Source organism: Mycobacterium colombiense, from assembly GCF_001665835.1.
GTDB classification, from domain to species: Bacteria; Actinomycetota; Actinomycetes; order Mycobacteriales; family Mycobacteriaceae; genus Mycobacterium; species Mycobacterium colombiense_A.
In genome coordinates, this window is the sequence record NZ_LZSX01000037.1 from 1 (window position 1) to 23,818 (window position 23,818).

The following is a 23,818-nucleotide window of genomic DNA, read 5'->3' on the forward strand; positions in this document are numbered from 1 at the left end:
CTCAAGCCCGACTGCGTGGTCTACGCGGCCAGCGGCCCCGACCGCGATGGCGCGGCCGTGCCGGACTACGTGCGTCTGCTGGCGGCGGGCATCAACGTGGTGTCGACGTCGTCGACGAGTCTGGTGTACCCGCCGTCCTACTTCGCGCCCAACTGGCGCGACGAACTTGACGCGGCGGCCAAAGCCGGCCAGGCGTCGTTCTACGTGTCGGGCATCTTCCCCGGCTTCGCTTCCGACCAGCTCGCACTGCTCATGACCACCCAGTCCAAGAGCATCCGCCGGATCACGGCCAGTGAGGTTGCGCTCAATGATCACTATCCGGTGGCCGACGTGATGATGGACGGGATGGGCTTTGGCCGGCCGCTGGAGTTCGAGCCGATGCTCAAGACGCCCGGGTTCATCGAAATGGCTTGGAAGGCACCGATTCATCTCATGGCGGAGGGGCTCGGTGTCGAGGTCGAGGAGATACGGGGTGCGCTCGACCGTGAGCTCACGGACCGGGACATCGAGGTGGCCTTCGGCACCGTCAAGGCCGGCACCTGCGGCGCCGTGCGGACCCGGGCGGCGGGAGTGGTCAAGGGCGGCGAGGCCATCGTGATCGAGCACGTCATCCGGATGGCCCGCGACGTCGCACCCGATTGGCCGACCTCGGACTGCGACGCCACGTATCGGGTCGACATCGAGGGCGATCCCGACATCCACTGCGAGATGACGCTGGGCGAGACGGCGGGCCACGGGGCGGGGCGAGCCGCGATGGCGTCCACGGCCATGCGCGTCGTCAACGCCATTCCGTATGTCGTCGACGCGCCCCCGGGCCTGCTGAGCTCGCTGGACCTCCCGACCACGCTGCCGCTTTACGTCTTCGACTGAACGTGTAACGTACGTCGCAAAGATTAGGGCAGCTAGGAGTTTGCCGTGTACACACTGCGCTTCGACATGCGCGATCCCGACTGGGCCGCGCCCCCAGCCGATCTGTACGCCGCGGCGCCCGAAATGTCCGCATGGGCCGAGGAACACGGTGGTCTGGCCGCCGTCCTGTGCGAACACCACGGCTCCGAGGACGGCTACCTGCCGTCGCCGTTCCTGCTGGCCTCGTCGGTGGCCGCGCGGACGCAGCGGCTGGCGCTGAGCCTGATCCTGATCCTGCCGTTCTACGAGACCGTACGTCTCGCCGAGGACATGGCCGTGCTCGACATCATCAGCAACGGGCGGGCCTCCTACATCCTGGCCCTGGGTTACCGGCCCGAGGAGTTCGAGCACTTCGGCCTGCCGATCAAGAAGCGCGGTCGCCTCTGCGACGAGAAACTTGCGCTGTTGCGGCGACTGCTTGCCGGCGAAACCGTCGTCGAGGACGGACGGCGGATCAGTGTGACACCCCGCCCGTTGACCCCCGGCGGACCGGGACTGATGTGGGGCGGGGGAACGGTCGCCGCGGCCCGCCGGGCAGGCCGGTACGGCCTGGGCATGCTGGGCAACGCCAACGCGCCGGGCATGCAGGAGGCCTACGAGGAAGCCTGCCGCGAACACGGGCATACGCCCGGGCCGACGATGTTCCCCGACCGCAACACGCCCTCGGTCGTGTTCGTCGCCGAAGACGTCGATCAGGCGTGGAAAGAGATCGGCGAGCACCTGCTGCACGACGTGCGCACCTACGCCGCGTGGAATCCGGGGGACGAGACGACGGCGGGATTCAGCCACGTCAACACCATCGACGAGCTGCGTGAGACGGGGACGTCGCACGTGATTATCTCGGTGCCGGAAGCGATTTCGCGGGTGAAGGCCGGCCAGGTGCTCAACCTGTCGCCGCTGTGCGGCGGGCTGCCGCCCGACATCGCTTGGCCGTACCTCAAGCGCGTCGGCGAGGTGGTGCTGCCCGAGGCCCTCGGCTGACCGCTACTCCTCGCCGAACCGATCGACGAGGTGTGAGTTGACGCCGTCGGCATCGAGCCGCCGCGCCACCAGATAACCCGCCCCCATCCAGGCGCGACGAGACCAGTTACCGAACGACACCCGTGTTCCCGGGGCGCCGGATGCGGCCGGCATCATCTTGACGCGTTCGAGCGCCTCCTTCACCCCGCGCGGGCTCAACGGGTGGGCGTCGGCGAGCGCCCGCAGCAGCGTGTGCGCGACGTCTCGATTCACCACCGGCACACACCATTCCGGTCGCCGGCCGTAGGCCTCGTTGTACTCGTCGAGGAATTCCTGCCCGACCGTGTTGCCCTCGTCGTACTGGTCGACGCCGGTCCAGCCCATGAAGGCATTCCACATGATGGGGTTGAGCCAGGCGTTCTGGAAGGCGGTGCCGCAGAACCGGGGTGGATCCCAACCCAGCGCCTCGAGCGCAGGGTTGACGAACACGATCCCGAAGCCGAAGCCGCAGTGCACGATCGCCTGTGCTTTGGCGTCGTGCAGTGCCTTCACGGCGTCGCTGACGTCCCCGGCGGTCTGGGCGATCGACGCCTCGGCCACGATCCGAATACCCTTGCGCCGGCACGCATCCCGGAAGTTCTTCAGATAGGCCTCGCCGACGAGGGATTGCTCGATCAGCACACCCACCTGGGTGTGTCCGCCCTTGGCCAGCAAGTCGGACCAGAAGATCGGCTCGTCGGTGTGCGAGCCCATCGGATACGCGAAAACCCATTCGCTCAGCGCCGCGTCCGATCCCGTCACGCTGATGCAGGGAACCTTGAAGCGCTCGTCGATCGCTTCGCGGGTCGGGATCACGTTGTCGCCGATGTTCGGGCCGAAGATGGCCAGGCAACCCTCGTCGCACAGCTGGCCGTAGGCGTCGATGACCGCCTTGACCGACCCCTTGGGCAGGCCCTCGACTTCGCGGTAGATGATCTCGATCGGCCGATCGATCAGCCCTTGCTCGACGCCCTTCTTGAAGACCAGATCGAAGGGTTGCGTCAGGTCCTCGAAGTACGTTTGCGGAAAGCCCTCCGGCAGTAAAAAGTCCATCAGATAGCCGATCTTGATCGGCTGGGCGGTGCTCTCGTAACCCATGTGATCGCTGCCTTATTTGGGTTGGTTGGGGACGCCGAGGTACAGCTGCTCCGTCGGCCCCGCGGTGACGTAACCGCCCAGCTTCGTGATGAGGTGCGGCGCAAAGACCGCGCCGTACACCAGGTGTCCGACGACAATGACGGCCACGATGGAGAGCACCGCAGACTGACCCCGGCTCTTCGACCTCTTGTCCGCCCACATATCGATGACGTTTCGCCCTTCGGCATCGGTGCGCCCGAGCAGATACGTGAACAGCATCATCTGGATGCCCATCGCGAGCGAATCGTACAGCGGATACTGGTGCTTGGTGCCCTCGAAGATCGCGAGGCCGGGAATCACGTAGCCGTAATAGAAGTTGCCGAGCTGCGCCCCGGTGAAGGCGTTGAAAAACAATGCCCAGCAGATACCGACGACGAGGCCGACCACGAGCAGCGTAATCGGCCTGCGCCAGTTGAACTTTGCGCTCAGCCAGCGTCCGAGGGCGGCACCCGTCACAGCGGGAATGATGAAGTACGAGACGTAGCCGATCGGCACCGCCAGCGGCAGCCCGCCCCACGTCACGTTCAACGGCCACCAGGACGGCATGCGGGGCAGCGCGGGCGGAAACTGTGCGTACATCGCCCAGTCGTAGGGTGACTCGATCCAGGAGAACGAGATCGCCGAGATGCCGAGCAGCAACAGCGGGTGGATGCGGCGCCGCCGGTAGCTCAGATAGATGCCCGCGATCAGGAATGCGATGCTCGCGGCGTAAGAGAAATATTGTGCCCCGGCCATCACGGGCGTCATTTGGTCGTTCACTGGCGGCCCTCGTCGCTCGGCGCGCGCCGCGCCTCGGGATCGAAGCGGAGCACCAGCCCGAATATCAGGACGATCAGGCCGAACAGCGTGCCGAGCATGATGACAGCGCCCATGGTGTCACCCTTCCGATGGTTTTCGCCTTGAAGGTAGTGGATACTATCCTATCTAGATAGTGGATACTATCCCCAAGGCGGCCGACCGTAAGGCCGTGCGGAGGAGTGGACATTGGTGCCCCAGCGAGCAATTAAGCAGCCGACGCCGACCACGGTGGCGCGCCGGCCCCGCGGCGAGCCGCGCCGGCTTCTGCTCGACGCTGCCCGGGAGCTCTTCGCCGGTCAGGACTATCGCAGCACCACGACACGTGAAATCGCCCAGGCCGCCGGGGTCACCGAGCATCTGCTGTTCCGCAACTTCGGTTCGAAGGCCGCGCTGTTCCGCGAGGCGCTCGTCGTGCCGTTCGTCAGCTTCGTCGACGAATTCGGCCAGACCTGGCAGTCGGTGGTTCCCGAGGAGACCGACGAGCACGAGCTGACTCGGCTGTTCGTCTCGAAGCTCTACGACGTGTTCGTCGAACACCAGGGTCTGCTGTTGACCCTGATGGCCGCCGAGAGTCTCAGCGACGAGGAGAAAGCCGACGCCGGCATCGCCGAGATCCGCCGGGCGGTCACGGTGCTGGGCCAAATCAGCGTTGAAGGCATGCAATTGCGCGGGTTGCGGTCCGATCACCCTGACCTGCCTGCCCACTCGACCGTGTCGATGATCGCCGGCATGGCCGCGCTGCGGTCGACCTACTTCGGGAACAATCCACCGCCGCGGGAGGTGATCGTTGAGGAACTCGTCCAAGCACTCCTGCATGGCTTCTTGCACCGCAACGACTGAGATAGGGATCCGACAATGACAAGCCCCAGCGCCGTCGAGTTGTATTACGACCCATTCGATGTCGAGATCGACTCGAATCCATACCCAGTGTGGAAGCGGATGCGCGAAGAAGCGCCGCTGTACTACAACGAGAAGTACAACTTCTACGCGCTGAGCCGTTACGACGACGTGGTGCGCGAGCTGCCGAACTGGGAGACGTATCGCTCCGGCAAGGGCACCACCGCGGACATCCTGTTCGCGAATATCGAAGTGCCACCGGGCATTCTGCTGTTCGAAGATCCGCCGCTGCACGACCTGCACCGCAAACTGCTGTCCCGCGTCTTCACACCCCGGCGGATGTTGGCGGTCGAGGACCTGGTGCGCGGGTTCTGTGTCCGCGAGCTCGACCCGCTGGTCGGCGGGAGCGGCTTTGATTTCATCGCGGATCTGGGCGCGATGATGCCGATGCGGACCATCGGCTACCTGTTGGGCATTCCCGAGGCGGATCAAGAAAAGATCCGGGACCGCAGCGTCGCCAACATCGAATTGTCCAGGGACAGCGACCCCGCCGCGGTCGATGCGAATGTCTTCGCGAATTCCATCGCCCTGTTCGCCGAGTACATCGAATGGCGGGCCAGTCATCCCTCCGACGACCTCATGACCGAGCTGTTGCGGGCCGAGATCGATGAGCCGGACGGCACGCGGCGTCCGTTGACGCGGACCGAGGTGCTGGCCTACACCGCGATGATCGCCGGTGCGGGTAACGAAACGACCGCTCGCTTAATCGGTTTCATGGGCCAACTGTTGTCGGATCACCCGGATCAACGCCGCGAACTCGTCGCGGACCCGTCGCTGATCCCCGGCGCGATCGAGGAGACCTTGCGGTACGAGCCGCCGTCACCGGTGCAGGCCCGCTACGTCGCGCGCGATGCCGAGCACTATGGCCGCAAGGTGCCGGAGGGATCGTTCATGCTGCTGCTCAACGCCTCGGCCAACCGGGACGAAAGTCACTTCCCGGATGCGGATCGCTACGACATCCACCGCCGCGGAAGCCATCTCAGCTTCGGGCAGGGCCTGCATTTCTGCCTGGGCTCCGCGCTGGCCCGCCTCGAAGCGCGGGTGGCCTTCGAAGAAGTGTTGAAGCGTTGGCCCGACTGGGAAGTCGACTATGCGAACGCGCAACGGGCGCACACCGCGAGCGTGCGTGGCTGGGCGCGCCTGCCCGTCGTCACGCCATAGCTCGATGGCTCGAGGGTGCGTTTCGTCGAGCGTGAAGTTAGCGTCACGCTCGACGCCGAACGTGACGCTAGTGTCACGTTCGGCGGCCAGCCGCACACTCGGCCAAAGACCGTCGCCTGGCTAGGTATCGCTCTGGTCCACCAGGACCGCACCGTCGGGCTGATTCCCCAACGTCTGCAACGCAATATCGTCGCCCTGGGCGGTGAGGCGCACGATCTGGGCCAGTTGCCCGGGGGCGTCGCACTGCAGATAATGGTCGGCGCCGGGCACCACCCAGTAGCGGTTGCGGCCCGGCTTGTGCTTCAGGTACGTCTGCCAGACGTGGTTGGGAACTCGCAAGGGTGCCACGTTGTCGTGGACGCCCCACACCACCGTGGTGTTGACGTGGCTGGTGGAAAGCGCTTCCAGCCAACCGGTTTCGTCGGCCGCCCGCTCATGCAGGTATTGGATGGTGTCGGGCAGCACGCGGACGCCGTCGTTGTGGGCGAAGCATTTGGCCAACGCGGCGATCTCCGGATCTTCCAGTGTTCGTCGCGGCATGAACGTGCTCGCGCCCATGCCGGCCGCGAGCATCTCCGGCGTCGTGGCCGCGGCGGTGGGCCGCGCGGTCGCGGGGTCGAGCAGTGCGGTCTGAAAGGCGGTGAGGTTGGAGAGCGGAAGGTAGATGTTGGCGTTGGTCAATATCAGGTCGACGGGCGCGGCCGGCGGGTCTTGCGCGGCCAGCATGCCCACCGCGATCATGCCGACGCTGCTGCCGCGATCGTGGGTGAGCATGCGGTATTGGGTGAGCCCCCACACCTGGGTGATCGCGTGGACGAGCAGGCGCGCGTCGTCGTAGAGCGAGTACACGTAGGGCTCGGGTGGTTTGTCGGAGAGTCCGTAGCCGGGAAAGTCCAGCAGGTAAATGTCGAACTCCACGCTCAGTTCATTCGCCAACCCGAAATAGTCGATGCTGCTGGTGGGAAAGCCGTGCACCAGCACCAAAGCCGGCGCTCCGGGAGTGCCGCATCGGCGACTGAACACCGCGACCTCTTGGCCGTCGTTGGCGGCGGTTGTCGAGCGCCAACGAAGCTCGGTGCCGCCGTCTTGCCACTGCGCAAAGATGTCCAAGCTGTCAGCATCGCAGAGGTGGTCGCGGCAGACAATACGCGCTTACGGGCACGCCACGTGGACTCCGAAAGTCACATCCCGCAAGCCGCTTTGGCCGGGCGTGGTGGCCTGGCCGGTCCCGGTGACCGTATAGCTCTTGCCGTCCTTGGTCGCTTGGACCTGAGTCGGCGATCTGGTTCCCTGATAAGGCAATTGGTACAGGCCGTTGTCCAGCTTGAGCGAAATGGCGAAGCCGTCGATGCTGGGTGGCTGCTCATCGGAGACGGCCAGCGACACCGACGCGGAATCGTCGTGCACGCTGATCCGGGTGGTGAGGTCACCCGATTCCGGGGGAGAGGCGCTCGGCTGCGCCGCCGAGCGGGTGCAGTCCACCGCGGCGATCATCGTGTGCTTGTTCCCATCGATCATGACGGTCGTGCTTGCCAAGGGCGGGCCCGAACTCGGGGCGGTGGCCGGGTGATCTCCCTTGCTGGAACAGGCCGGCAGGCCGGCCGCCAACGCCACCAGGCCGAGCGTGGCGGCCGCGCGAACGACCCACCGCTGGCTGCGGCGATTGCCGGGATTGGTCATGGCACCCCTCAGGCTAGGTCGTCACGAGGACTATAGGTCCCGTTCGCTTCCCCTGCCTGACTTAAACGGGAGCGCGGGAAAAACTCCACCGCTGGCGCGTTGATTCGATACATGTTTATATAGATGGATGTCGAAGCAATCGGGGACGGAGTGTTGCCCGGCGCTGGGTGCGGCCGCGTTGGCCGAGCCGCAAGCAGCTGAGCTGGCGGCGATGTTCAAGGCGCTCAGCGATCCGGTGCGGCTGCGACTGTTGAGCCTGGTCGCCAGCCATCCTGGTGGCCAGGCCTGCGTCTGCGAGATCTCCCAGACATTCGACGTGTCGCAGCCGACGATCTCCCATCACCTCAAGGCGCTGCGGTCGGCCGGCCTGTTGGACTGCGAACGGCGCGGCACGTGGGTCTACTACTGGGTGGTTCCCGCTGCATTGCAACAGCTTTCGTCGGTGTTGAGCGTCGACGCCCGCGTGACCGCGGAATGTGGATCATGAGCCAGACGCGGATGGACACGGCGGTGGGTGCCCGGCTTTCGACGTTGGATCGGTTCCTGCCGGGATGGATCGCGATCGCCATGATCGCGGGGCTGCTGCTCGGCCGGTTGATCCCGGGCCTGGGGCGGGCGGTCAGCGCCGTTGAGGTCGACGGCATCTCGTTGCCCATTGCCATCGGCCTGCTGGTGATGATGTACCCGGTATTGGCCAAGGTGCGCTACGACCAGCTCGACAGCGTCACCGGTGACCGCAGGCTCATGGTGGCGTCGATCGTGCTGAACTGGCTGATCGGACCCGCGGTGATGTTCGCCCTGGCCTGGCTGATGCTGCCGGATCTGCCGGAATACCGCACCGGGCTGATCATCGTGGGTTTGGCGCGCTGCATCGCCATGGTCATCATCTGGAACGACCTTGCGTGCGGAGACCGCGAAGCCGCCGCGGTTCTGGTTGCGCTGAATTCGATCTTCCAAGTCGTCATGTTCGCCGCCCTGGGCTGGTTCTACCTGTCGGTGCTGCCCGGGTGGCTGGGGCTCAGCACCACCGGCATCGACGTATCCGCCTGGCAGATCGCGAAATCCGTACTCATCTTCCTGGGCATCCCGCTGCTGGCCGGATACCTGTCGCGGCGTCTCGGTGAGCGCGCCAGGGGCCGCGGCTGGTACGAGAGTCGTTTCCTGCCCCGGATCGGACCGTGGGCGCTGTACGGGTTGCTGTTCACCATCGTCATCCTCTTCGCGCTGCAAGGTCACCAGATCACCTCGCGGCCTTGGGACGTCGCGCGAATCGCGCTGCCGCTGCTGGTGTATTTCGCGATCATGTGGGCCGGGGGATACCGGCTGGGAATCCTGATGCGACTCGGATACGCCCGCACCACCACCCTGGCATTCACCGCCGCAGGCAACAACTTTGAACTAGCGATCGCGGTGGCGATCGCTACCTACGGCGCCGCGTCCGGTCAGGCGCTGGCCGGTGTGGTCGGACCGCTGATCGAAGTGCCGATCCTGGTCGCGCTGGTCTACGTTTCGCTGGCCCTGCGACCGCGGCTCTTTGGTGACGCCGGCTCGGCCGGCGCCGAGAGGCCCAGTGTTCTCTTCGTCTGCGTGCACAACGCCGGTCGTTCGCAGATGGCCGCCGCGCTGCTGAGTCACCTGGCCGGCGACCGCATCGAAGTCCGCTCCGCCGGAACGGAGCCCGCCGATCAGATCAATCCGGCCGCAATCGCGGTGATGGCCGAATGGGGGATTGACATCACCGACGTTCCGAAAGTTCTCACCGCCGACGCGGTGCAGAGCAGTGCCGTCGTGATCACGATGGGCTGCGGCGATACCTGCCCACATTTCCCGGACGTCTCGTATCGAGATTGGCGCCTGCGCGATCCCGCCGGCCAGCCCGTAGAGGCGGTGCGGGCCATTCGCGAGGACATCGCCGAGCTCGTCCGTGCACTCATCGAGGAACTCCTCGGCACCACGATGACGATCGAGATACCCGCCGGGAAAGGAAGGTAACCATGTCGCGTGTTCAACTCGCCCTCAACGTCGACAACCTCGACGAGGCAATCGCGTTCTACGCCAAGCTTTTCGGCGTCGAGCCGGCCAAGATCAAGCCCGGCTACGCCAACTTCGCCGTCGACGAGCCGCCACTGAAATTGGTGTTGCTGGAGAACTCCGGGCATGGCGGCACCCTCAATCACCTCGGCGTCGAGGTCGCCTCCAGCGACACCGTGCACCACGAAAGCCAAAGGCTCGCCGGGGTGGGGTTGCTGACCGACGACGAGACCGACACCACGTGTTGCTTCGCAACCCAGGACAAAGTGTGGGTGACCGGTCCGGGCGGTGAACGTTGGGAGATCTACACGGTGAAGGCCGATTCCGAGACGTTCGGACCCGTCGACGAATCGGAGCGCACCTGCTGCACTTCCTAGGCGGCGCTGGCGCTTACGGCCAGGCTTCCCAACCGATCATGCTGCGCAGCGGGCCGGCGAACACCGGCCGCACCGCGCTTGAACGCCAACGCTGTTCGAGGATGGGGGCCAGCGCGCCGGTGGTCGTCAGCGGATCCTCGTCGAGGTAGACGACGGTGATGTATTGGTGATCGGTTCGCCAGCCACGCGGGAGGTGGCTCCACCCGGCGCTGGACCCGAAGGTCCACGCGCCGGCCGTGCCCGGCGTCGCGAGCAGGGCCGGGTAGTGCTCCGCATGCAACCATTGCAGCCAATCGTCGGGCCGGCCGTCGGCGGGTTCTTCGACGATCAGCACGATGCCGCGGTGTGGCCGAAACGGCACCACCTCGGGCGAAATCAGGGCGTGCGGCGAGGATTGCCACTGCAGGAGGCGCAGACCGGCCACTTGCAGCGTCGGCCGCACGACCGGGAAGCGACCGTTGTCGCGCAATGTGCGGCCCAGGGTGACGAAGTCGTCGAAGGTCTTCTCGACGGGATCGCCGACCAGGTAGTGCACCGCGTTGCCAATTTCCCCCAGGGGGCCATTGGCGGCCAGGCGGTGGTCGGGGTAATCGCCGTCGGCGATCCAGCGCAACCCGTGCACGATGCCCGGCAGCTGATATTGCTCCGGCATGTGATCGAGCAGGTGCCAGCGCAGGTAACTACCGTCGTCGTCATCAGGCGGCGCGGCAGTGAGGCTGAAAATGCCTGCCCTGACGCGGATCACGCGGGACCGCCGGCGGGGGAATGGAGCTCGGCCAGCGCCTGCAGATTCTCCAGGTAATGCTGCAACGACGTGTGGCGAAAGGCGGCGCTGACGATGGTCGCGCCGTGAGCGGTAGTCTCGCCCAGCAGGTCGCGGGTTCGCTGCGGCTGGCCGATGGGGTCCAGAAATGCGGGAGCGGGCAGGACGACATCGAATCCGGGCCGAAGGTCGAAGCGGCCCAGCCAATCCCGCGCCTGCTGCAGGCTCACATTGAACGGGGCCCAGCCGTCGGCCAGTGTTGCCGCTCGGCGCAGCGATCGCAGCGTCCGTCCGCCGATCCAGATGGGCACGTGCTCCTGGACCGCGCAAGGTTCGACGACCAGGCCGTCGAACGAATAGAACTCGCCGTGGTAGGCCGGTTCGTCGACCGACAGCGACGCGCGCAGCGCCCGTAACGCGTCGTCCCCGCGGGGGCCACGGTCGTCGAAGGGTGCGCCGATGAGATCGAATTCTTCCTTGAGGCTACCGACGCCGACCCCGAGGATCAGCCTGCCGCCGCTGATCTGGTCCAAGGTGCCGTAGCGCTTGGCGATTTCGAGCGGATGGTGATAGGCGAGCACCAGCACGTTGGTGGCCAACCGAATTCGTTGTGTGCGGGCGGCCAGGTAGCCGAACGTGGCCAGCGGATCCCAATAGCGGGTGCCGCGGCGACCCCGCTCGGCCGCGGGCAGCGCGATGTGCTCGCTGCAGGTCAGGTGATGGTAGCCGAGCCGGTCTGCGGCCTCGGCGATCTGAGCCAGATCCTCGATGGTGGCGGTCTTCTCCCAGTCGGCGCTGCTTCCGGGAAACATCGTCACCACCGGGGTGGCCACCGACAGTTTGGAGTGTCCGCTCATCCCTGCATGTACCCTCCGGCATCGACGGGAATCGATTGGCCCGTGATGGTGCGGCTTTCGTCGCTGGCGAGGAACAGCGCCAGGTTGGCGATATCCTCGGTCGAGGAGATGTCTTGCAAGGCAACGCCTTTGAGTTGTCTCTTGCGAACCGTTTCGACGTCGACGCCTTGCTCGTCCGCTGTGCGTTGCACCCACTTGCGCCACAGCTCGGTGTCGATGGCCCCGGGCACAATGCAATTGCACCGGATGCCCTGCGGACCGACCTCGAGTGCGACGGCCTTGGTGAACGCCCGCAGTGACGCCTTCGCGGTGACGTAGTGGGTTTTGCGGACCATCCCGGTGTAGCCGACGGTGGAGGAGAAGTTCAAGATGACGCCGCGGCGCCGCTGCAGCATCGACTGGTTGAGGACTTCGCGGGTGCACAGCATCGCGGCGGTGACGTCGATGGCGATGGTGGCGTTCCAGTTGTCCAGCGTCTGTTCCCAGATCCAGCGGTCCTGTCCGGGCGCGGCGGCGTTGTTGCACAGGATGTCGACATGGCCGAACTCGTCGACGGCCCGCCTCACCATGGCCGCGACGTCGTTCTCGTCGGTCACGTCGGCGCGCATCGCGATGGCGCCGGGACCGGCCGCCTCGGCGGCCGCGCGGACCAGCTCTTCACGCCGTGCGGCCAGCAGGACCTTGGCGCCTTCGCGGACGAACAGCGAGCCCAGCACGGGTCCCAGGCCGGTACTGGCCCCAGTGATGATCGCGACCTTGCCGTCGAGCCGGCCGGTCATAATGTCGTGTTCCCAGGCGGATTCATGCCGGGCAGATTCTAGCGCCAACGTGATTCAGGAAGTGCCCGTCGCGATGAACATGCCGGCTGCGGCGACGACGAGCACCAGGTCGATCAGAATCGCGTAGTGACGCGGGTGGGCCCGGCGCACGATCGAGCGAGTGACGAAGGGGCCGATCATCAAGGCGGCGCCGATGACCAGCCCACGGGCCACGACGGCGGCGTTGAGCGCACCCAACTGACCAAAGGTGCTGATCTTGCCGACGTAGAGCACCAGGGCGCTGGCGGCCTCGGACCCGAGGAAGGTGCCACCGGTGAGCCCGTAGCCGGTGAAGATCGGAACGCTCAGTGGCCCCGTCGACAGCACCAAGCCCGTGAGGAAGCCGACGACGACACCCGCGGTGGCGAGATGCCAGAGCCGTACCCGCCACTGCCGGGCGTGCGCAAGCCTGCGCACCGGAATCATTGCGAGAAAAAACACGCCGAGCAGCCCGTCGACCAGCGCTTGCGGGATGCTCAGCAGGGTGTTGGCGCCGAGTACGACGGCGGGAGTTCCGGGCAGCGCGTAGGCGAGCACCGGACGCCAGCGAATCTGGCGCCACCAGGCGGCAACGCGAGCGACATTGGCCATGACCGCCGCAATGCCCATGACGGGCACCGCAATTCGAGGGCCGTACATCATGACCAGCGCGGGCAGCAGCACCAGCGACGAACCGGTGCCTACCAGTCCGCCGAGCGCGCCGGCGGCCAGCGCGATGACAAAGAGGACGAAAAGAGCCAGCATGAAAGGACCTTCTGGCCGACGCGAGGCGCACCGGCCGGGGTCCTCCAGGCTTTTGTCCGTTCAGATGACCGCATCCCGTCGGGGGATGCGGTGGCGCCGCTCGGACCAGGCACTTGAAGTCGGAACCCTAGGCGCTATCGACCACAGGCTAACAAAGATCCGCGCTCGGTTCCGTTTCGTTAGCCGGCCTATGGTCGGCCGCCGGTCGGCGAAACGCGGCTACGCCTCGCCCCGATCCACCGGATGGCCCGGGTCCGAGCTCCACTCCGACCACGACCCCGGATACAACGCCGCCTCCCGGCCCATCGCGGCGAGCGCGGCGATCGTGACCGTGGCGGTGACGCCTGAGCCGCAGTAGGCGCCCACCGCGTCGTGACGCTCGATTGCGCGATCGGACAACAGTTGTGCCAGTGAGTCGTCGTCGAGGAAGGTACCGTCGGCCGCGAGGACCGAGGTGCTGGGCAGATTCTTCGCGCCGGGAATGTGGCCGGCGACGGGATCGAGAGGTTCGACGTCGCCGCGGTAGCGTTCCGGTGCGCGCGCATCGAGCAGCGTCACGGTGTCTTCGGCGACGCGCTCGGCCGTCAGCGTACGGCGGCTTCCCGCATACAGATCATGGTGCGGCACAGTCACATTCCCGGGCGTTGGATCGACGGGCCCGGTTTCGAGACCTTGCCCGGCCGAGCGCCACGCCGCCACCCCGCCGTCCAGGATGCGTACGTTGTCCAGTCCGGCCGCGGTCAGCACCCACCACGCTCGTGCGGAACCGGCGCGGTTCCAGTCGTCGTACACCACCACCAACGCACCCTGCCGGATTCCCCAGCCACGCGCGGCGATCTCCAGATCGCGTCCCGACGGCAGCGGATGACGGCCCTTGCCGGAGACCGTGTGGTCGCTCAGGTCATCGTCGAGTGAGACGTAGACGGCGCCCGGAATGTGCCCGTCCAGGTAGGCCGGCCGCCCGTCGGGAACATCGATTCTCCACCGCACGTCCAGGATGGTCACCGGCTCGCCGGCGGAGATGATGTCCGCCAACTCGGTGGCGGTGATCAGTACCTGATTGCGTGCTCCCACCGGATCCTCCTTGTCGGTCTTCAGCGAGCCTAGTCAGCGCGGTGGGCAAACTGTCGCCTGCGGGCAGGTCCCGCCATATCCACCTGGACCGGCAGGCCTCGGAGTGCTCAAGGCTGTCCGACCAATGGTCTGGCATACCGACCACTGGTCGGTTATGCTGATCGCCGAGATGGAGGTGGTGCAATGAGCACTTCGCAGCAGTCGCAGATCCGGACGCGCATGTTCGCCCGCGTGATGGGCCCGTATCTCACCATCGTGCCCACGACGATCGCGATACGCGGCTCGTACGTGCAGGCGCTGTTCACCGAGTTCAAGGCAAATCCGATGTGGCCGTGGCTGTATGGCGCCATCCTTTTGATGGGTGGGCTGTTCATCGTCGCCTTTCACCAGTACTGGCGCGGACTCGCGCCGATCATCGTGTCCGCCGTGGGCTGGTTCTTCCTCATTCGCGGGCTGTTGCTGTTGACGGTTCCCATGGCCTACGACGCGGCCGGCGACGTCATCTACAGCTCGGGTGCATTCGCGGCGATATGGGTGTTGTTCATCGGCCTGGCCTTGGCCGGGCTGTACCTGACCTACGTGGGCTGGAAACCGGAACCCCGCACGCCTGAGACTGTGCCGGGAACAACCCAGGACCGCCCGGGTGCCGCGGGTAGTTAAGCACCCCGATATCCGCCGGGCGGAGCTGCTGGATAGAGCGACCGAATTATTTCTGCGGCGTGGCTATGACAACGTCAGCCTGAACGATTTGATCGCCGATGCCGGTGTCTCCAAAGGCGCTTTCTACCACTGGTTTCCGTCGAAGGACGCGCTGATAGCCGCGCTGGCCGAGCGCAGTGCGCGAGCGGCGTTCACCGTCATCGAGGATGCAGTCGCCGCGTGCGGCGGGAATGCGCTGGCTCGCCTCAATGCGGGGCTGCAAGCCGGTTTTGACGTCAAGATGAAGATGGGCGTGCCCGAGCAGCTGGCCGCCATGGTGGCATTGCTGCGTCCCGACAACGCCCATCTGTACGCACGAATACTGGCCGTGGACGAGGCGTTGTCCTTGCCGCTGTTGACGCGCCTGATCTCCGAAGGAGTCGCCGACGGCATCTTCGACACCTTTGACCCCCAAGGGGTCGCCGACATGATCTATGGACTCGCCGCGCGCACCAACTCGACCGTTCTCGATGTGCTCGAGGCGAGCGACGATGCCGCGCGAGCGCGGGCGATCGATGCTCTGGCAACGCGTTTCAGACTGCACGGGATTGCCGTCGACCGCACACTGGGCCTACCGGACGGAAGCGTCACCACGCTGACGCGTGCACAGGTCGAAGCGATGGTCGGGGCGTCGGGTGGATAGGAATTCGGCTATGCGCTTTCCTGAGCAGTTCCCAGAGACGCGAGCATGCCTGCCGCCGCCCGTTCCCAGGTGAAGTTCTCTGCCCGGCGTCGTGCAGAGCTGCGGCGGTGTTGCTCGGGCCGGTCGACGATCGTGCCGACCGCCCAAGCCATGGCGAATGGGTCGTTGTCGGCCAACGCGCCGCTGTCCGGGGTGACGATCTCGGTCAGCGCCGAGGTGCGCGACACCACGGCCGGTGTTCCGCACGCCAGCGATTCCAGCGCGGCCAGACCAAATGTCTCGTGCGGTCCCGGTGCCAGCGTCACGTCCGCCGTGGCCAGCAACCCCGCGACGGTATGCCGGTCATTGATGAAGCCGGTGAAGTCGATCGGAAGGCGGGAGGCCTGTCTCTCCAGCTTCGCCCGCATCGGTCCCTCGCCCACCACCACCAACCGAGCGTCGACGCCGGCATGGCACAGCGCGCCCAGTGCGTCGATGCTGCGGTCGACGCGCTTTTCCACCGACAGGCGGCCGCAGTGAACCAGCAGCATTTGCTGCGGCGCGGCCCACCGCTCGCGCACCAGATGGGAGTGCCGGCGCGGATGAAACGTCTGCAGGTCCACACCGAGTGGAACGGTGACGGTGTTGGCCGCACCGATCCGGTCGAACTCCTCGCGGGCGAAACCGGTCGTACACACCACGGTGTCGTAGTTGGCCGCCGTGCGCTTGTTGGCGAAGTCGGCGAACTTCTGCGCGGGACGGCGCGGAAGTATCTGTCCCACAAGGCGATCCAGGCGCTCATGAGATATCATCACGGTCCGCGCGCCGTATTCGCGGCCCCAAGGCCCCAGTGACCTCAGCGTGAGCCGATCAGAGACCTCCAACGCGTCGGGCTGCAGCGCTTCCAGTAGCGTTTTGACAGGTCCCGGCATCACCGCGCGGTAACCACCGGTGAAAGGAATCAGCTTAGCGGGCAAGGTGATTCGCACCACCCCTGTGGGCAGCTGAGTGTGCTCCGCACTGCGGCCGGGGACGATCAAAAAGACTTCGTGCCCACCGGCGCAATATTCCGCACCCAGCCGGTCGATCGCGGTGCGAAGGCCGCCGGAGCGAGGGCCATAGAAATTGGCGACCTGTACAACGCGCATAACGTGAGGACACGCGGTGCGCGTGTGCACTCATCAATGCTGAACCGACGCGTGCCTGAACTCTGTGTGAACTTCGCGTCCGGCGCCGCTATTCGCCGGTCGGTGGCCCGAACCAGCGTTGCAGCGCCGCGTCCAGGGCGGCTTCGTCGGCCGGCCCGAACGTGTCCGCCGCCCAGGCCACATAGCCGTCGGGCCGGATCAGCAGCGCTGCGGCGGGACGGTCAGCGATTTTGGCGGTCACCGTGTCGACACGATCGGCCCATCCGCGGGCAGCGACCGTGACGGTGCCATCAAGATCGAGCAGGACCGGCCGGGCGTCGTGGAGCAGCTCGGCGACGCGCCGGCCGTCGTCGAGAGTCAGCTCGGGAATCGGCCATCCCGATAGCGGGTGGTCGTCGCCAACGTCGTACCGCACGTCGTTGCCGGCAAGGAGTTTGGCCATGTGCTCGGCGACCTCGGGAATGGCGAAGAGCTCGCCCAATAGTGTTCGCAACGCGCCAACTTCCGGCCCCGGCGTCATGAGTGCGGTCTGGGACAGCGAGTGCATCATGACGCGGTCGCCGACGGGGTGTCGTTCGGACTGATAGGTATCGAGTAACCCGGCGGGCGACCACCCGTTGAGGAGGGCGGCGAGCTTCCAGCCAAGGTTCATCGCGTCCTGCAGGCCCAGGTTCAGGCCAGGCCCGCCCATGGCGCTGTGGACGTGGGCGGCATCGCCCAGCAGCAGCACCCGCCCGTCGCGGTAACGCTCCGCGTGGCGGGTGTTCTGTCCGTTGATGCGGCGAAGGGCGTGCGGCCCAGCCCCTTTCGGCTCTTCGAGTGGCACATCGACGCCGAGCACGCGCCGTGCGCTCTCGCGCAGCTCGGCCACACTCATCGGGTTGTCCTCGACCGGCGGACCAAACTCGAAGATTCCGAACAGCGGTCGACCCGGTTCGAACTCGGCGAAAATCGCTCCACCATTGTCCACCCTGGTGTGGCCGAACGCGAGCCGGCCGAATCCGGGGATGTCGACGCCACCGTCGGCGCGGCGGAGTTCGTCGGGAATGTGAACGTGGGCGAGCCGGGCCACCGTGTCCGAGGTGGTGCCGGGAAAGTCGATGCCGACGGTTTTGCGGACCAGGCTGCGGCCCCCGTCGGCGCCCACCAGGTGCCCGGCGGCGATGTGATACGCCCGCTCCGGCGAAGACACCGAAAGCGCAACGGATTCCGGCTCCTGTCGCAGGCCGATGAGTTCGTGTCCCCAGCGCAGGTCCACCCCGAGATCTCGCGCTCGCTTTTCCAGCAGCCGCACCAGCCGGGGCTGTTGTATGGGCATCGCGTACATCGGATTGTCGGGTACGCCGAGGAAATTCAGCGTCATGGCCGCGAATATCCATCCCGGGCTGGGTTGTGGTGGCTTCTCGTCGCCGGTGAACAATCGATAGAGGCCGCGCATGTCGAGCATTCGAACAACTTGTCCGACAAGGCCATTGGCCTTCGGCTCGGAGCTGGGACCGGGCAGGGCGTCCAGCACGACGGGCCTGACGCCGGCCAGTGCGAGCTCGCAGGCCAGCAGCAGCCCGTTGGGCCCGGCGCCGGCGATGACGACGTCGGCATGTTCGTCAGTCATGGTGTGCCTTCTTTCTGCGAGGCTCGGGTAACCCCGCGCTGACGGCGGCGAAGCCCTGGCGGATCAGTGCGGTGATGGCCACCGGCGGGTCGGCCCGCACGTAGGCGTCGGCCGCGGCATCGCCGACAGCGCGCACGACGGACATCACCAATCGTGGATAGAGGTCGCGGTCGGGATCGGTGCCCGTACGTTCGGCGATCACATGGAGCAATTCGTCGAACAGGTCGTGTGGCACCGAGTTTCGTACCTGCGGGTGCATGACGAGTTTGCGGACCTCGACGAGCTCTTGGCGGCTGGGCGCTCGGTTCTCCTCGCCGTATACGTCGCCGAAGTCGGCCTCCAAGGGCTCGAGCACCGCATGGGTGAGCGCGGTCCACAACGGTTCGTCGGCGGGGCGCTGGCGCAGCACGGCGACGCTGCGCCGCACGCGTTCGGCCTGCCGGTAGGCGAGCGCCTCGTATTTGCCGCTGAAGTAGTTGTTGAACGTGCGCAGCGAGACGCCCGCCATGTTCGCGACGTCTTCGCGCGTCACGTTTTCCAGGCCGCGCTCGAAAGCCAGCCGCAACGCGGCATCGCTGAGCGCGCGCCGCGTGTCGGCCTTCTTGCGCTCGCGGAGTCCGGTCATAGCGACCAACGTACGCCAAACTTGCCCAGTAGGCAATATTGCCTGTCGGGCAAGTTTCGTTGAGTGAAGCGGCGAACCGCGGCTAGCGCGTGCCCCAATCCCATCGGGGCGTCGTCACCAAAGTCTGGCCGCTGATGCGTGTTTCGCCCCAGTCCTTGTACAGCTCGATCTCGATGGACTGGCCGTCGGCGGCGTCCTGCATTTCCGCCACGGGCGTTGCGTCCAGGAATTCCAGCAGCGAGCGGGAGTGGGTGACCACCACGACCTGTGTCTGAGCGGCGGTGGTGCGGATCAGCGATGCCAGCGGGGCCACCAGGTCGGGGTGCAGCGAGGTTTCCGGTTCGTTGAGCACCATCAGCGACGGCGGTTGCGGGCTCAGCAGTGCGGCGGCCCAGAGCAGGAAACGCAGTGTGCCATCGGATAACTCGGCGGCGCGCAATGCGCGCAGCATGCCGCGCTGCCGCAGCTGGAGGTCGAACAGGCCGTCGTGGATGGCGACCGAGACGGTGGCGCCGTCGAACGCCTCGGCGACGGCCCGGTTCAGGTCGTCGAACCCCGACTCGAGGATCGTCTGGATCGCGGCCGCCAGGTCGCTGCCGTCGTCGGCAAGCACCGGCGTGCGGGTGCCCACCTGCGGGTGCCGCGCGGGCGCGCCCGCGTCGACCCGGAAGCCGTCGTAGAACCGCCAGCCGCGCAACCGTTCTCGCACGGCCGCGAGCTCGGGAAGTGCATGCGGGTGGGCGTATTCGGCCAGCACGCTGTGATACGACGGCAGGGATCGGGACAACTCGTCGAAACCGCTACCGGAGTCCGCGCTGGCCTCGGCGAACACACGCGACCGCCGCACCAGCGTCGAGCTGGGCCGCAGCACGGGGCCGGCGAACAACACTTCCCGTTTGATCTCCGGGTCCCGGGCGAACACCGACTTCCCGGCCGACTGGGGGATGCCCAGATCCACCAGGTAGCCGAAATCGTCTGCGGCGAAGCCTAATTCGAGCGACACCGGGCGGGTGCGCACGGTGCCCTCGGTCTTCCCGGTGCGTCGAGCGCCGGCCAGCTGCTCGGGACCGGCCCAGAGCACCGATTGCAGCCCGCCCTCGCGGGCCAGCGACCCGATCACCTCGCCGCGGCCGCAGTCGGCCAGCAGGCGCAGCGCGCGATACAGCGAGGACTTGCCGGCGCCGTTGGCGCCGGTGATCACCGACAGGCGACCCAGGGGCAGAATCACCTCGCGCAGCGAGCGATACCCGCGGATCGCGACGGTGTGCAGCATGGAGCCGACTGTACGGTCGGCCACCGACGGACCCTACTCCTCGTCGCCGTCGTCGATCGCGGCGGCGAGAAGCTGCACTTCCTCGAGATCCATCTCGTTCTGCAATTCGCGCAACACGATGTCATCGATCAGGTTCTGGTTGCGCAGCGCGGTGATCTCCCGGCGCTTGTGTTCGAGCACGCCCAGCCGCACCCGCCGGACCTTTTCGCGGCCCTTGAGGATGCGGGTGTCGGCCGAACCGTTCTCGGTGGCCAGGACCAGCGCGGCCTTCTCCTCGTATTCCTTTTGCAGCCGGCGCCTCAGATCGTCGCTGATGCCGACTTCGTCGGCGACCGCGGGCAGGGCGGCCAGGGCGGCCTGGGATCCGCGGCAACGAGCCAGTTGCAGTTCCTCGGCGTGGGTGACGTCTTCGGGCATCTTCGCCCACCGGACCACGACGGGCAGCGTGCTGCCCTGGACCAGGACGGTCACCAGGATGACGACAACCACGATGAAGATCAGCAGGCTGCGGTCCGGGAACGGATCGCCGTTCAGCGTCGTCACGGGCACGGCCACCGCCGCGGCGAGCGAGACGGCGCCACGGAATCCGGCCCACACCGTGACGAAGCGTTGGCGCCAGTTGACGCGACGTTCGCGCTGCACCTGGCGGCGGTCGATGAACCGGATCAGCAGCGTGGTGATCTCGCCCCAGAAGATGCGCGAGACGATCACCACCCCGGTGACCACCAGCGCGACGAACAGCGCGTGGCGGATGCCGCCGTCGACGCCCGCGATGCCGCGCAGTGCGCCCGGGATCTGCACGCCGACGAACACCCAGAGCGAGCCGTTGAGCAAGAAGGTCGCGATGTCCCAGAAGGCCGAGGACTGCAGCCGGGAACGGGCCCGGATCACGACGGGCCCGGCGTAGGCCAGCACCAGGGCCGACACCATCACCGCGACCACGCCGCTGCACTCCATCGATTGGGCCAGCAGGAAGGCCGCGAACGGCGTCACCAGGCTCAACGCCCCTTCCTCCTGGGGGGCGTCGATTCGCTTGCGCAGCAGCGTCACCGCGCCGCCGACCAGCAGCCCGGCCGCGATTCCGCCGAGGTAGGAGCCGATGAACCGGGCGGTGACCTCGGGCGGGCTGATCGCGGCCCCGCCGATCGCGACGTGGACGCTGACGGCGAAGAGGACCAGGGCGGTGCCGTCGTTGATCAGACTCTCGGCCTTGAGCACGGTCAGCGACCGGCGGGGCAGCTTCTTGGCCAGACCGGCGACCGCGGCCGCGTCGGTGGGCGACAGCACCGCACCCAGCACGCCGGCCGCGTGCGGGTTCATGCCCAGCGCCCGCGCCGTCCACGACACCGCCACCGCGGTGGCGATCACCAGGACGATGCTGAGAAACACAATGATGCGCGCGTTGGCCCGGATCTCGCGGAAGCTGGTGTTGAGGCCCTCCCAGTACAGGATCGCGGGGAGGAACAGCAGCAACACGACCTCGCCGTTGACATGTATTTGACCGAGTTGGGGAACCAGGCCCAGTAGGCCGCCCAGCACGATGAGCAACACCGGGGGACCGACGCGATAGCGCCGGCCGATGACCGTCCCCACGATGACGGTGGACACCAGCGCAACGATCAGTACGAGGCCAAACACCAGCCCATCCTGCCGGACGCGACCGGCGGCGGCGTCGTCGCCTATCTTCGGTCTGGATCGAGACCTATTAGGCTCCGGAGCGGAATCGGAAGGGGGATCTGGTGAAAGTCAGGCTGCTGGTAACAGTCGCCGTGCTGATGTTGTCGACGGTGGTGGGCTGCCACTTCGCGTCCAGGAATCCCCCATCGACCAAAACGCTCCAGGTACCCATGACGGATGTGCTGACCCAGAGCGAGATCAGTCAGAACATCACCCTCGCCGTCGGCAACACCCTGGTGGTGGAGTTGGGCTCGAACTACACCACCCCCTACCGGTGGACGCCCGACACCAAGATCGGCGATTCGTCGGTCGTCAAGCAGCTCACCCACCAGTTCATCCAGCCGACCTCTGACGCGCTGGGCGCACCGGGCGTCGAAGAGTGGACCTTCACGGCGCTGAAGCCGGGGACCACCACGATCAGCACGGCGTACACCAGCTTCGTGGGCAAGGACGCCAAGCCGGCGTGCGCCTACACGCTCACCGTCACGGTGCAATAAGGCCGTGTGCCGGTCCTGGCGTTTACGAGACCCCGTGGGCCGCAACGACATCGGCCCGCAGGTGCGCCGCGTAGACCTCCGCGAGGAATTGTTCGACGGCCACCGCGGTGTGCGCGGCGCGGACTGAGCCGAAGATGTCGAAAGCGTGTTGGGTGAGCGGTAATTCGGCGTACACCACCGGCTGGGCGCTGACCTTCCGGAGTTGCTCGACGAACGTGCGGGCTTGCTCGACGTAGGCCAGCGAGTCGTTGGTGCCGTGCAGGACGAAGAACGGGGGAGCGTCGGCGCGGACATGGTTGACCGGTGACGCGGCCTCGAAGGTCTGCAGGTGCGTCGAGGGCTTTTGTTTGATGATCGACTTGATCAGCAGCCCCGGCATCATCGGGTGCAGGGATTTGTCGAACCGGGTGAAGTCGTAGATGCCGTAGAACGGCACCGCCGCCTGGACGCTGGTGTCGGCGTCTTCGAATCCCGGCTGAAATTGCGGGTCATTCTGCGTCAGCGCGGCCAGCGCCGTCAGGTGGCCGCCGGCCGATCCGCCGGTGATGACGACGAAGTCGGGGTCGCCGCCGTATTCGGCGATGTGCTCTTTGACCCAGGCCAGCGCGCGCTTGACGTCGACGATGTGGTCGGGCCAGGTGTTGCGCGGGCTGTGCCGATAGTTGATCGCCACGCAGATCCAGCCGAGCTCGGTGAGGTGGCTCATCAACGGATGCGCTTGTCCGCGTTTGTTTCCCGTCGTCCAGGCGCCGCCGGGGATTTGGAAGAGCACGGGCGCCTTGCCGGCCGGGTCGAGGTCGGGGCGTCGCCAGATGTCCAGGTGGTTGGCGCTGCCGTATTCGCCGTAGCTGATGTCGGAGTCGTGGGCATAGTCGCGGTAGATGCGCAGCATCCGCAGCAGCCCTGGGGTCTTGGCGGTGCCGCTACCGGCCGGGCGGCGCCACAGGTTTGTCGACTCGGTGAGCCGGTTGGCCCCCAGTCCCTTGTCCAATGCCTCGGCCAGGGGGACGTTGGCCCGATGGCCCGCGCGGCTGAGGTTGAGCAGGCCCAGCGCCGAGGGGACGGCGACCACCCACGCGATTATTCGCACGGGCCGGGGCAGCCGACGGCCGGTCAGCGCCAGTCCACCGAGCTGGGTCAGCAGCGTTTGCAGCGGTAATTCGGTGACGGCGAGCCCGAACATCCACGAGTACAGCGAGGGGAATCCGCCGCGCGCGAGCGGCCGGTAGGCGTTGAGGGTGGACGCCGCGGTCACGGCGGTGACCGCCAACGACCCTATTTGCCGGATGACGTGGATGATTCGAGCTGTCCGCATTGCCTCACCTTACGAAACGGGTAGTTGACTCTCGGATCCGCTAGCGCATGCGCTAGCGGATTTGGGACGGCCACATTGGTCTGGAGCTGTCTCTTATACACATCT

Annotated in this window: 25 protein-coding genes; 10 read left to right on the forward strand and 15 right to left on the reverse strand. The window is 66.4% G+C overall.

Annotation, left to right across the window (positions count from 1 at the left end):
* A partial coding sequence (locus A5760_RS09290) for a hypothetical protein (RefSeq protein ID WP_064879925.1) occupies positions 1-870 on the forward strand: 870 nt, incomplete at its 5' end.
* A gap of 45 nt (positions 871-915) precedes the next feature.
* Positions 916-1,890 (forward strand): LLM class flavin-dependent oxidoreductase, encoded by a 975-nt coding sequence (locus tag A5760_RS09295; protein WP_064879927.1) that lies wholly within the window; start codon positions 916-918, stop codon positions 1,888-1,890.
* A 3-nt stretch (positions 1,891-1,893) separates the two neighbouring features.
* On the opposite strand, the gene A5760_RS09300 is transcribed toward A5760_RS09295, so the two are convergent.
* Positions 1,894-3,006, reverse strand: a complete 1,113-nt coding sequence (locus A5760_RS09300) for an ABC transporter substrate-binding protein (protein ID WP_064879929.1) — start codon at positions 3,004-3,006, stop codon at positions 1,894-1,896.
* A gap of 12 nt (positions 3,007-3,018) precedes the next feature.
* The gene (locus A5760_RS09305; RefSeq protein ID WP_064879931.1) at positions 3,019-3,804 is read right to left on the reverse strand and encodes a spirocyclase AveC family protein; all 786 of its coding nucleotides are present in this window, start codon (positions 3,802-3,804) and stop codon (positions 3,019-3,021) included.
* 228 nt (positions 3,805-4,032) lie between these two features.
* On the opposite strand from A5760_RS09305, the gene A5760_RS09310 reads away from it, so the two are divergent.
* Together A5760_RS09310 and A5760_RS09315 are read left to right on the forward strand one after the other, a co-directional pair.
* A complete protein-coding gene (locus A5760_RS09310; RefSeq protein ID WP_064879933.1) occupies positions 4,033-4,683 on the forward strand; it encodes a TetR/AcrR family transcriptional regulator in 651 nt (216 codons plus the stop codon).
* A gap of 15 nt (positions 4,684-4,698) precedes the next feature.
* Entirely contained in the window at positions 4,699-5,901 is a 1,203-nt protein-coding gene (locus A5760_RS09315) for a cytochrome P450 (protein ID WP_064879935.1), read from the forward strand.
* A 120-nt stretch (positions 5,902-6,021) separates the two neighbouring features.
* Here A5760_RS09315 and A5760_RS09320 read toward each other — a convergent pair whose 3' ends face one another.
* Entirely contained in the window at positions 6,022-7,011 is a 990-nt protein-coding gene (locus A5760_RS09320; protein ID WP_064879937.1) for an alpha/beta fold hydrolase, read from the reverse strand.
* Between the two features lie 42 nt (positions 7,012-7,053).
* A complete protein-coding gene (locus A5760_RS09325) occupies positions 7,054-7,581 on the reverse strand; it encodes a lipoprotein LpqH (protein WP_064879939.1) in 528 nt (175 codons plus the stop codon).
* A gap of 127 nt (positions 7,582-7,708) precedes the next feature.
* Between A5760_RS09325 and A5760_RS09330 the strand changes: the two genes are divergently transcribed.
* From A5760_RS09330 to A5760_RS09340, 3 genes are read left to right on the forward strand one after another with little or no spacing between them, the layout of a single operon-like run.
* A complete protein-coding gene (locus tag A5760_RS09330) occupies positions 7,709-8,068 on the forward strand; it encodes an ArsR/SmtB family transcription factor (RefSeq protein WP_064879941.1) in 360 nt (119 codons plus the stop codon).
* On the forward strand, positions 8,065-9,573 hold the full coding sequence (arsB, locus tag A5760_RS09335; protein WP_155764274.1) for an ACR3 family arsenite efflux transporter: 1,509 nt from the start codon (positions 8,065-8,067) through the stop codon (positions 9,571-9,573). Before A5760_RS09330 ends, arsB begins: the two co-directional genes overlap by 4 nt.
* A gap of 2 nt (positions 9,574-9,575) precedes the next feature.
* A complete protein-coding gene (locus A5760_RS09340; protein WP_064879943.1) occupies positions 9,576-9,989 on the forward strand; it encodes an ArsI/CadI family heavy metal resistance metalloenzyme in 414 nt (137 codons plus the stop codon).
* 13 nt (positions 9,990-10,002) lie between these two features.
* On the opposite strand, the gene A5760_RS09345 is transcribed toward A5760_RS09340, so the two are convergent.
* The 5 genes from A5760_RS09345 to A5760_RS09365 all read right to left on the reverse strand — a co-directional run bounded on the left by A5760_RS09345 (position 10,003) and on the right by A5760_RS09365 (position 14,245).
* Positions 10,003-10,731, reverse strand: coding sequence for a hypothetical protein (locus tag A5760_RS09345; RefSeq protein ID WP_064879968.1), 729 nt, complete (start codon positions 10,729-10,731; stop codon positions 10,003-10,005).
* The gene (locus A5760_RS09350; RefSeq protein ID WP_064879945.1) at positions 10,731-11,609 is read right to left on the reverse strand and encodes an LLM class F420-dependent oxidoreductase; all 879 of its coding nucleotides are present in this window, start codon (positions 11,607-11,609) and stop codon (positions 10,731-10,733) included. Before A5760_RS09350 ends, A5760_RS09345 begins: the two co-directional genes overlap by 1 nt.
* Complete coding sequence (locus tag A5760_RS09355; RefSeq protein ID WP_064879947.1) at positions 11,606-12,388, reverse strand: SDR family NAD(P)-dependent oxidoreductase; 783 nt, start codon at positions 12,386-12,388, stop codon at positions 11,606-11,608. The genes A5760_RS09350 and A5760_RS09355 overlap by 4 nt, the downstream gene beginning before the upstream one ends.
* Positions 12,389-12,442: 54 nt before the next feature.
* Positions 12,443-13,171 (reverse strand): sulfite exporter TauE/SafE family protein, encoded by a 729-nt coding sequence (locus tag A5760_RS09360; protein ID WP_064879949.1) that lies wholly within the window; start codon positions 13,169-13,171, stop codon positions 12,443-12,445.
* 219 nt (positions 13,172-13,390) lie between these two features.
* Positions 13,391-14,245: a sulfurtransferase gene (locus A5760_RS09365; protein WP_064879951.1), complete on the reverse strand. Its 855-nt coding sequence runs from the start codon at positions 14,243-14,245 to the stop codon at positions 13,391-13,393.
* Between the two features lie 183 nt (positions 14,246-14,428).
* On the opposite strand from A5760_RS09365, the gene A5760_RS09370 reads away from it, so the two are divergent.
* Both A5760_RS09370 and A5760_RS09375 read left to right on the forward strand, forming a co-directional pair.
* Positions 14,429-14,905: a hypothetical protein gene (locus A5760_RS09370; protein ID WP_064879953.1), complete on the forward strand. Its 477-nt coding sequence runs from the start codon at positions 14,429-14,431 to the stop codon at positions 14,903-14,905.
* Positions 14,889-15,587, forward strand: coding sequence for a TetR/AcrR family transcriptional regulator (locus A5760_RS09375; protein WP_064879954.1), 699 nt, complete (start codon positions 14,889-14,891; stop codon positions 15,585-15,587). Before A5760_RS09370 ends, A5760_RS09375 begins: the two co-directional genes overlap by 17 nt.
* Before the next feature lie 8 nt (positions 15,588-15,595).
* Here A5760_RS09375 and A5760_RS09380 read toward each other — a convergent pair whose 3' ends face one another.
* From A5760_RS09380 to A5760_RS09400, 5 genes are all read right to left on the reverse strand, one after another.
* Complete coding sequence (locus A5760_RS09380; protein WP_064879956.1) at positions 15,596-16,714, reverse strand: glycosyltransferase; 1,119 nt, start codon at positions 16,712-16,714, stop codon at positions 15,596-15,598.
* A gap of 88 nt (positions 16,715-16,802) precedes the next feature.
* The gene (locus A5760_RS09385) at positions 16,803-18,326 is read right to left on the reverse strand and encodes an FAD-dependent monooxygenase (RefSeq protein WP_064879958.1); all 1,524 of its coding nucleotides are present in this window, start codon (positions 18,324-18,326) and stop codon (positions 16,803-16,805) included.
* Positions 18,319-18,951 (reverse strand): TetR/AcrR family transcriptional regulator, encoded by a 633-nt coding sequence (locus A5760_RS09390; protein ID WP_064879960.1) that lies wholly within the window; start codon positions 18,949-18,951, stop codon positions 18,319-18,321. Before A5760_RS09390 ends, A5760_RS09385 begins: the two co-directional genes overlap by 8 nt.
* 82 nt (positions 18,952-19,033) lie before the next feature.
* Positions 19,034-20,224 (reverse strand): AAA family ATPase, encoded by a 1,191-nt coding sequence (locus A5760_RS09395; protein ID WP_064879972.1) that lies wholly within the window; start codon positions 20,222-20,224, stop codon positions 19,034-19,036.
* Between the two features lie 33 nt (positions 20,225-20,257).
* On the reverse strand, positions 20,258-21,862 hold the full coding sequence (locus A5760_RS09400; protein WP_064879962.1) for a Na+/H+ antiporter: 1,605 nt from the start codon (positions 21,860-21,862) through the stop codon (positions 20,258-20,260).
* A 101-nt stretch (positions 21,863-21,963) separates the two neighbouring features.
* On the opposite strand from A5760_RS09400, the gene A5760_RS09405 reads away from it, so the two are divergent.
* A complete protein-coding gene (locus A5760_RS09405; RefSeq protein WP_064879964.1) occupies positions 21,964-22,398 on the forward strand; it encodes a protease inhibitor I42 family protein in 435 nt (144 codons plus the stop codon).
* 22 nt (positions 22,399-22,420) lie between these two features.
* On the opposite strand, the gene A5760_RS09410 is transcribed toward A5760_RS09405, so the two are convergent.
* Positions 22,421-23,713 (reverse strand): alpha/beta hydrolase, encoded by a 1,293-nt coding sequence (locus tag A5760_RS09410; RefSeq protein WP_064879966.1) that lies wholly within the window; start codon positions 23,711-23,713, stop codon positions 22,421-22,423.
* Positions 23,714-23,818 lie beyond the last annotated feature (105 nt).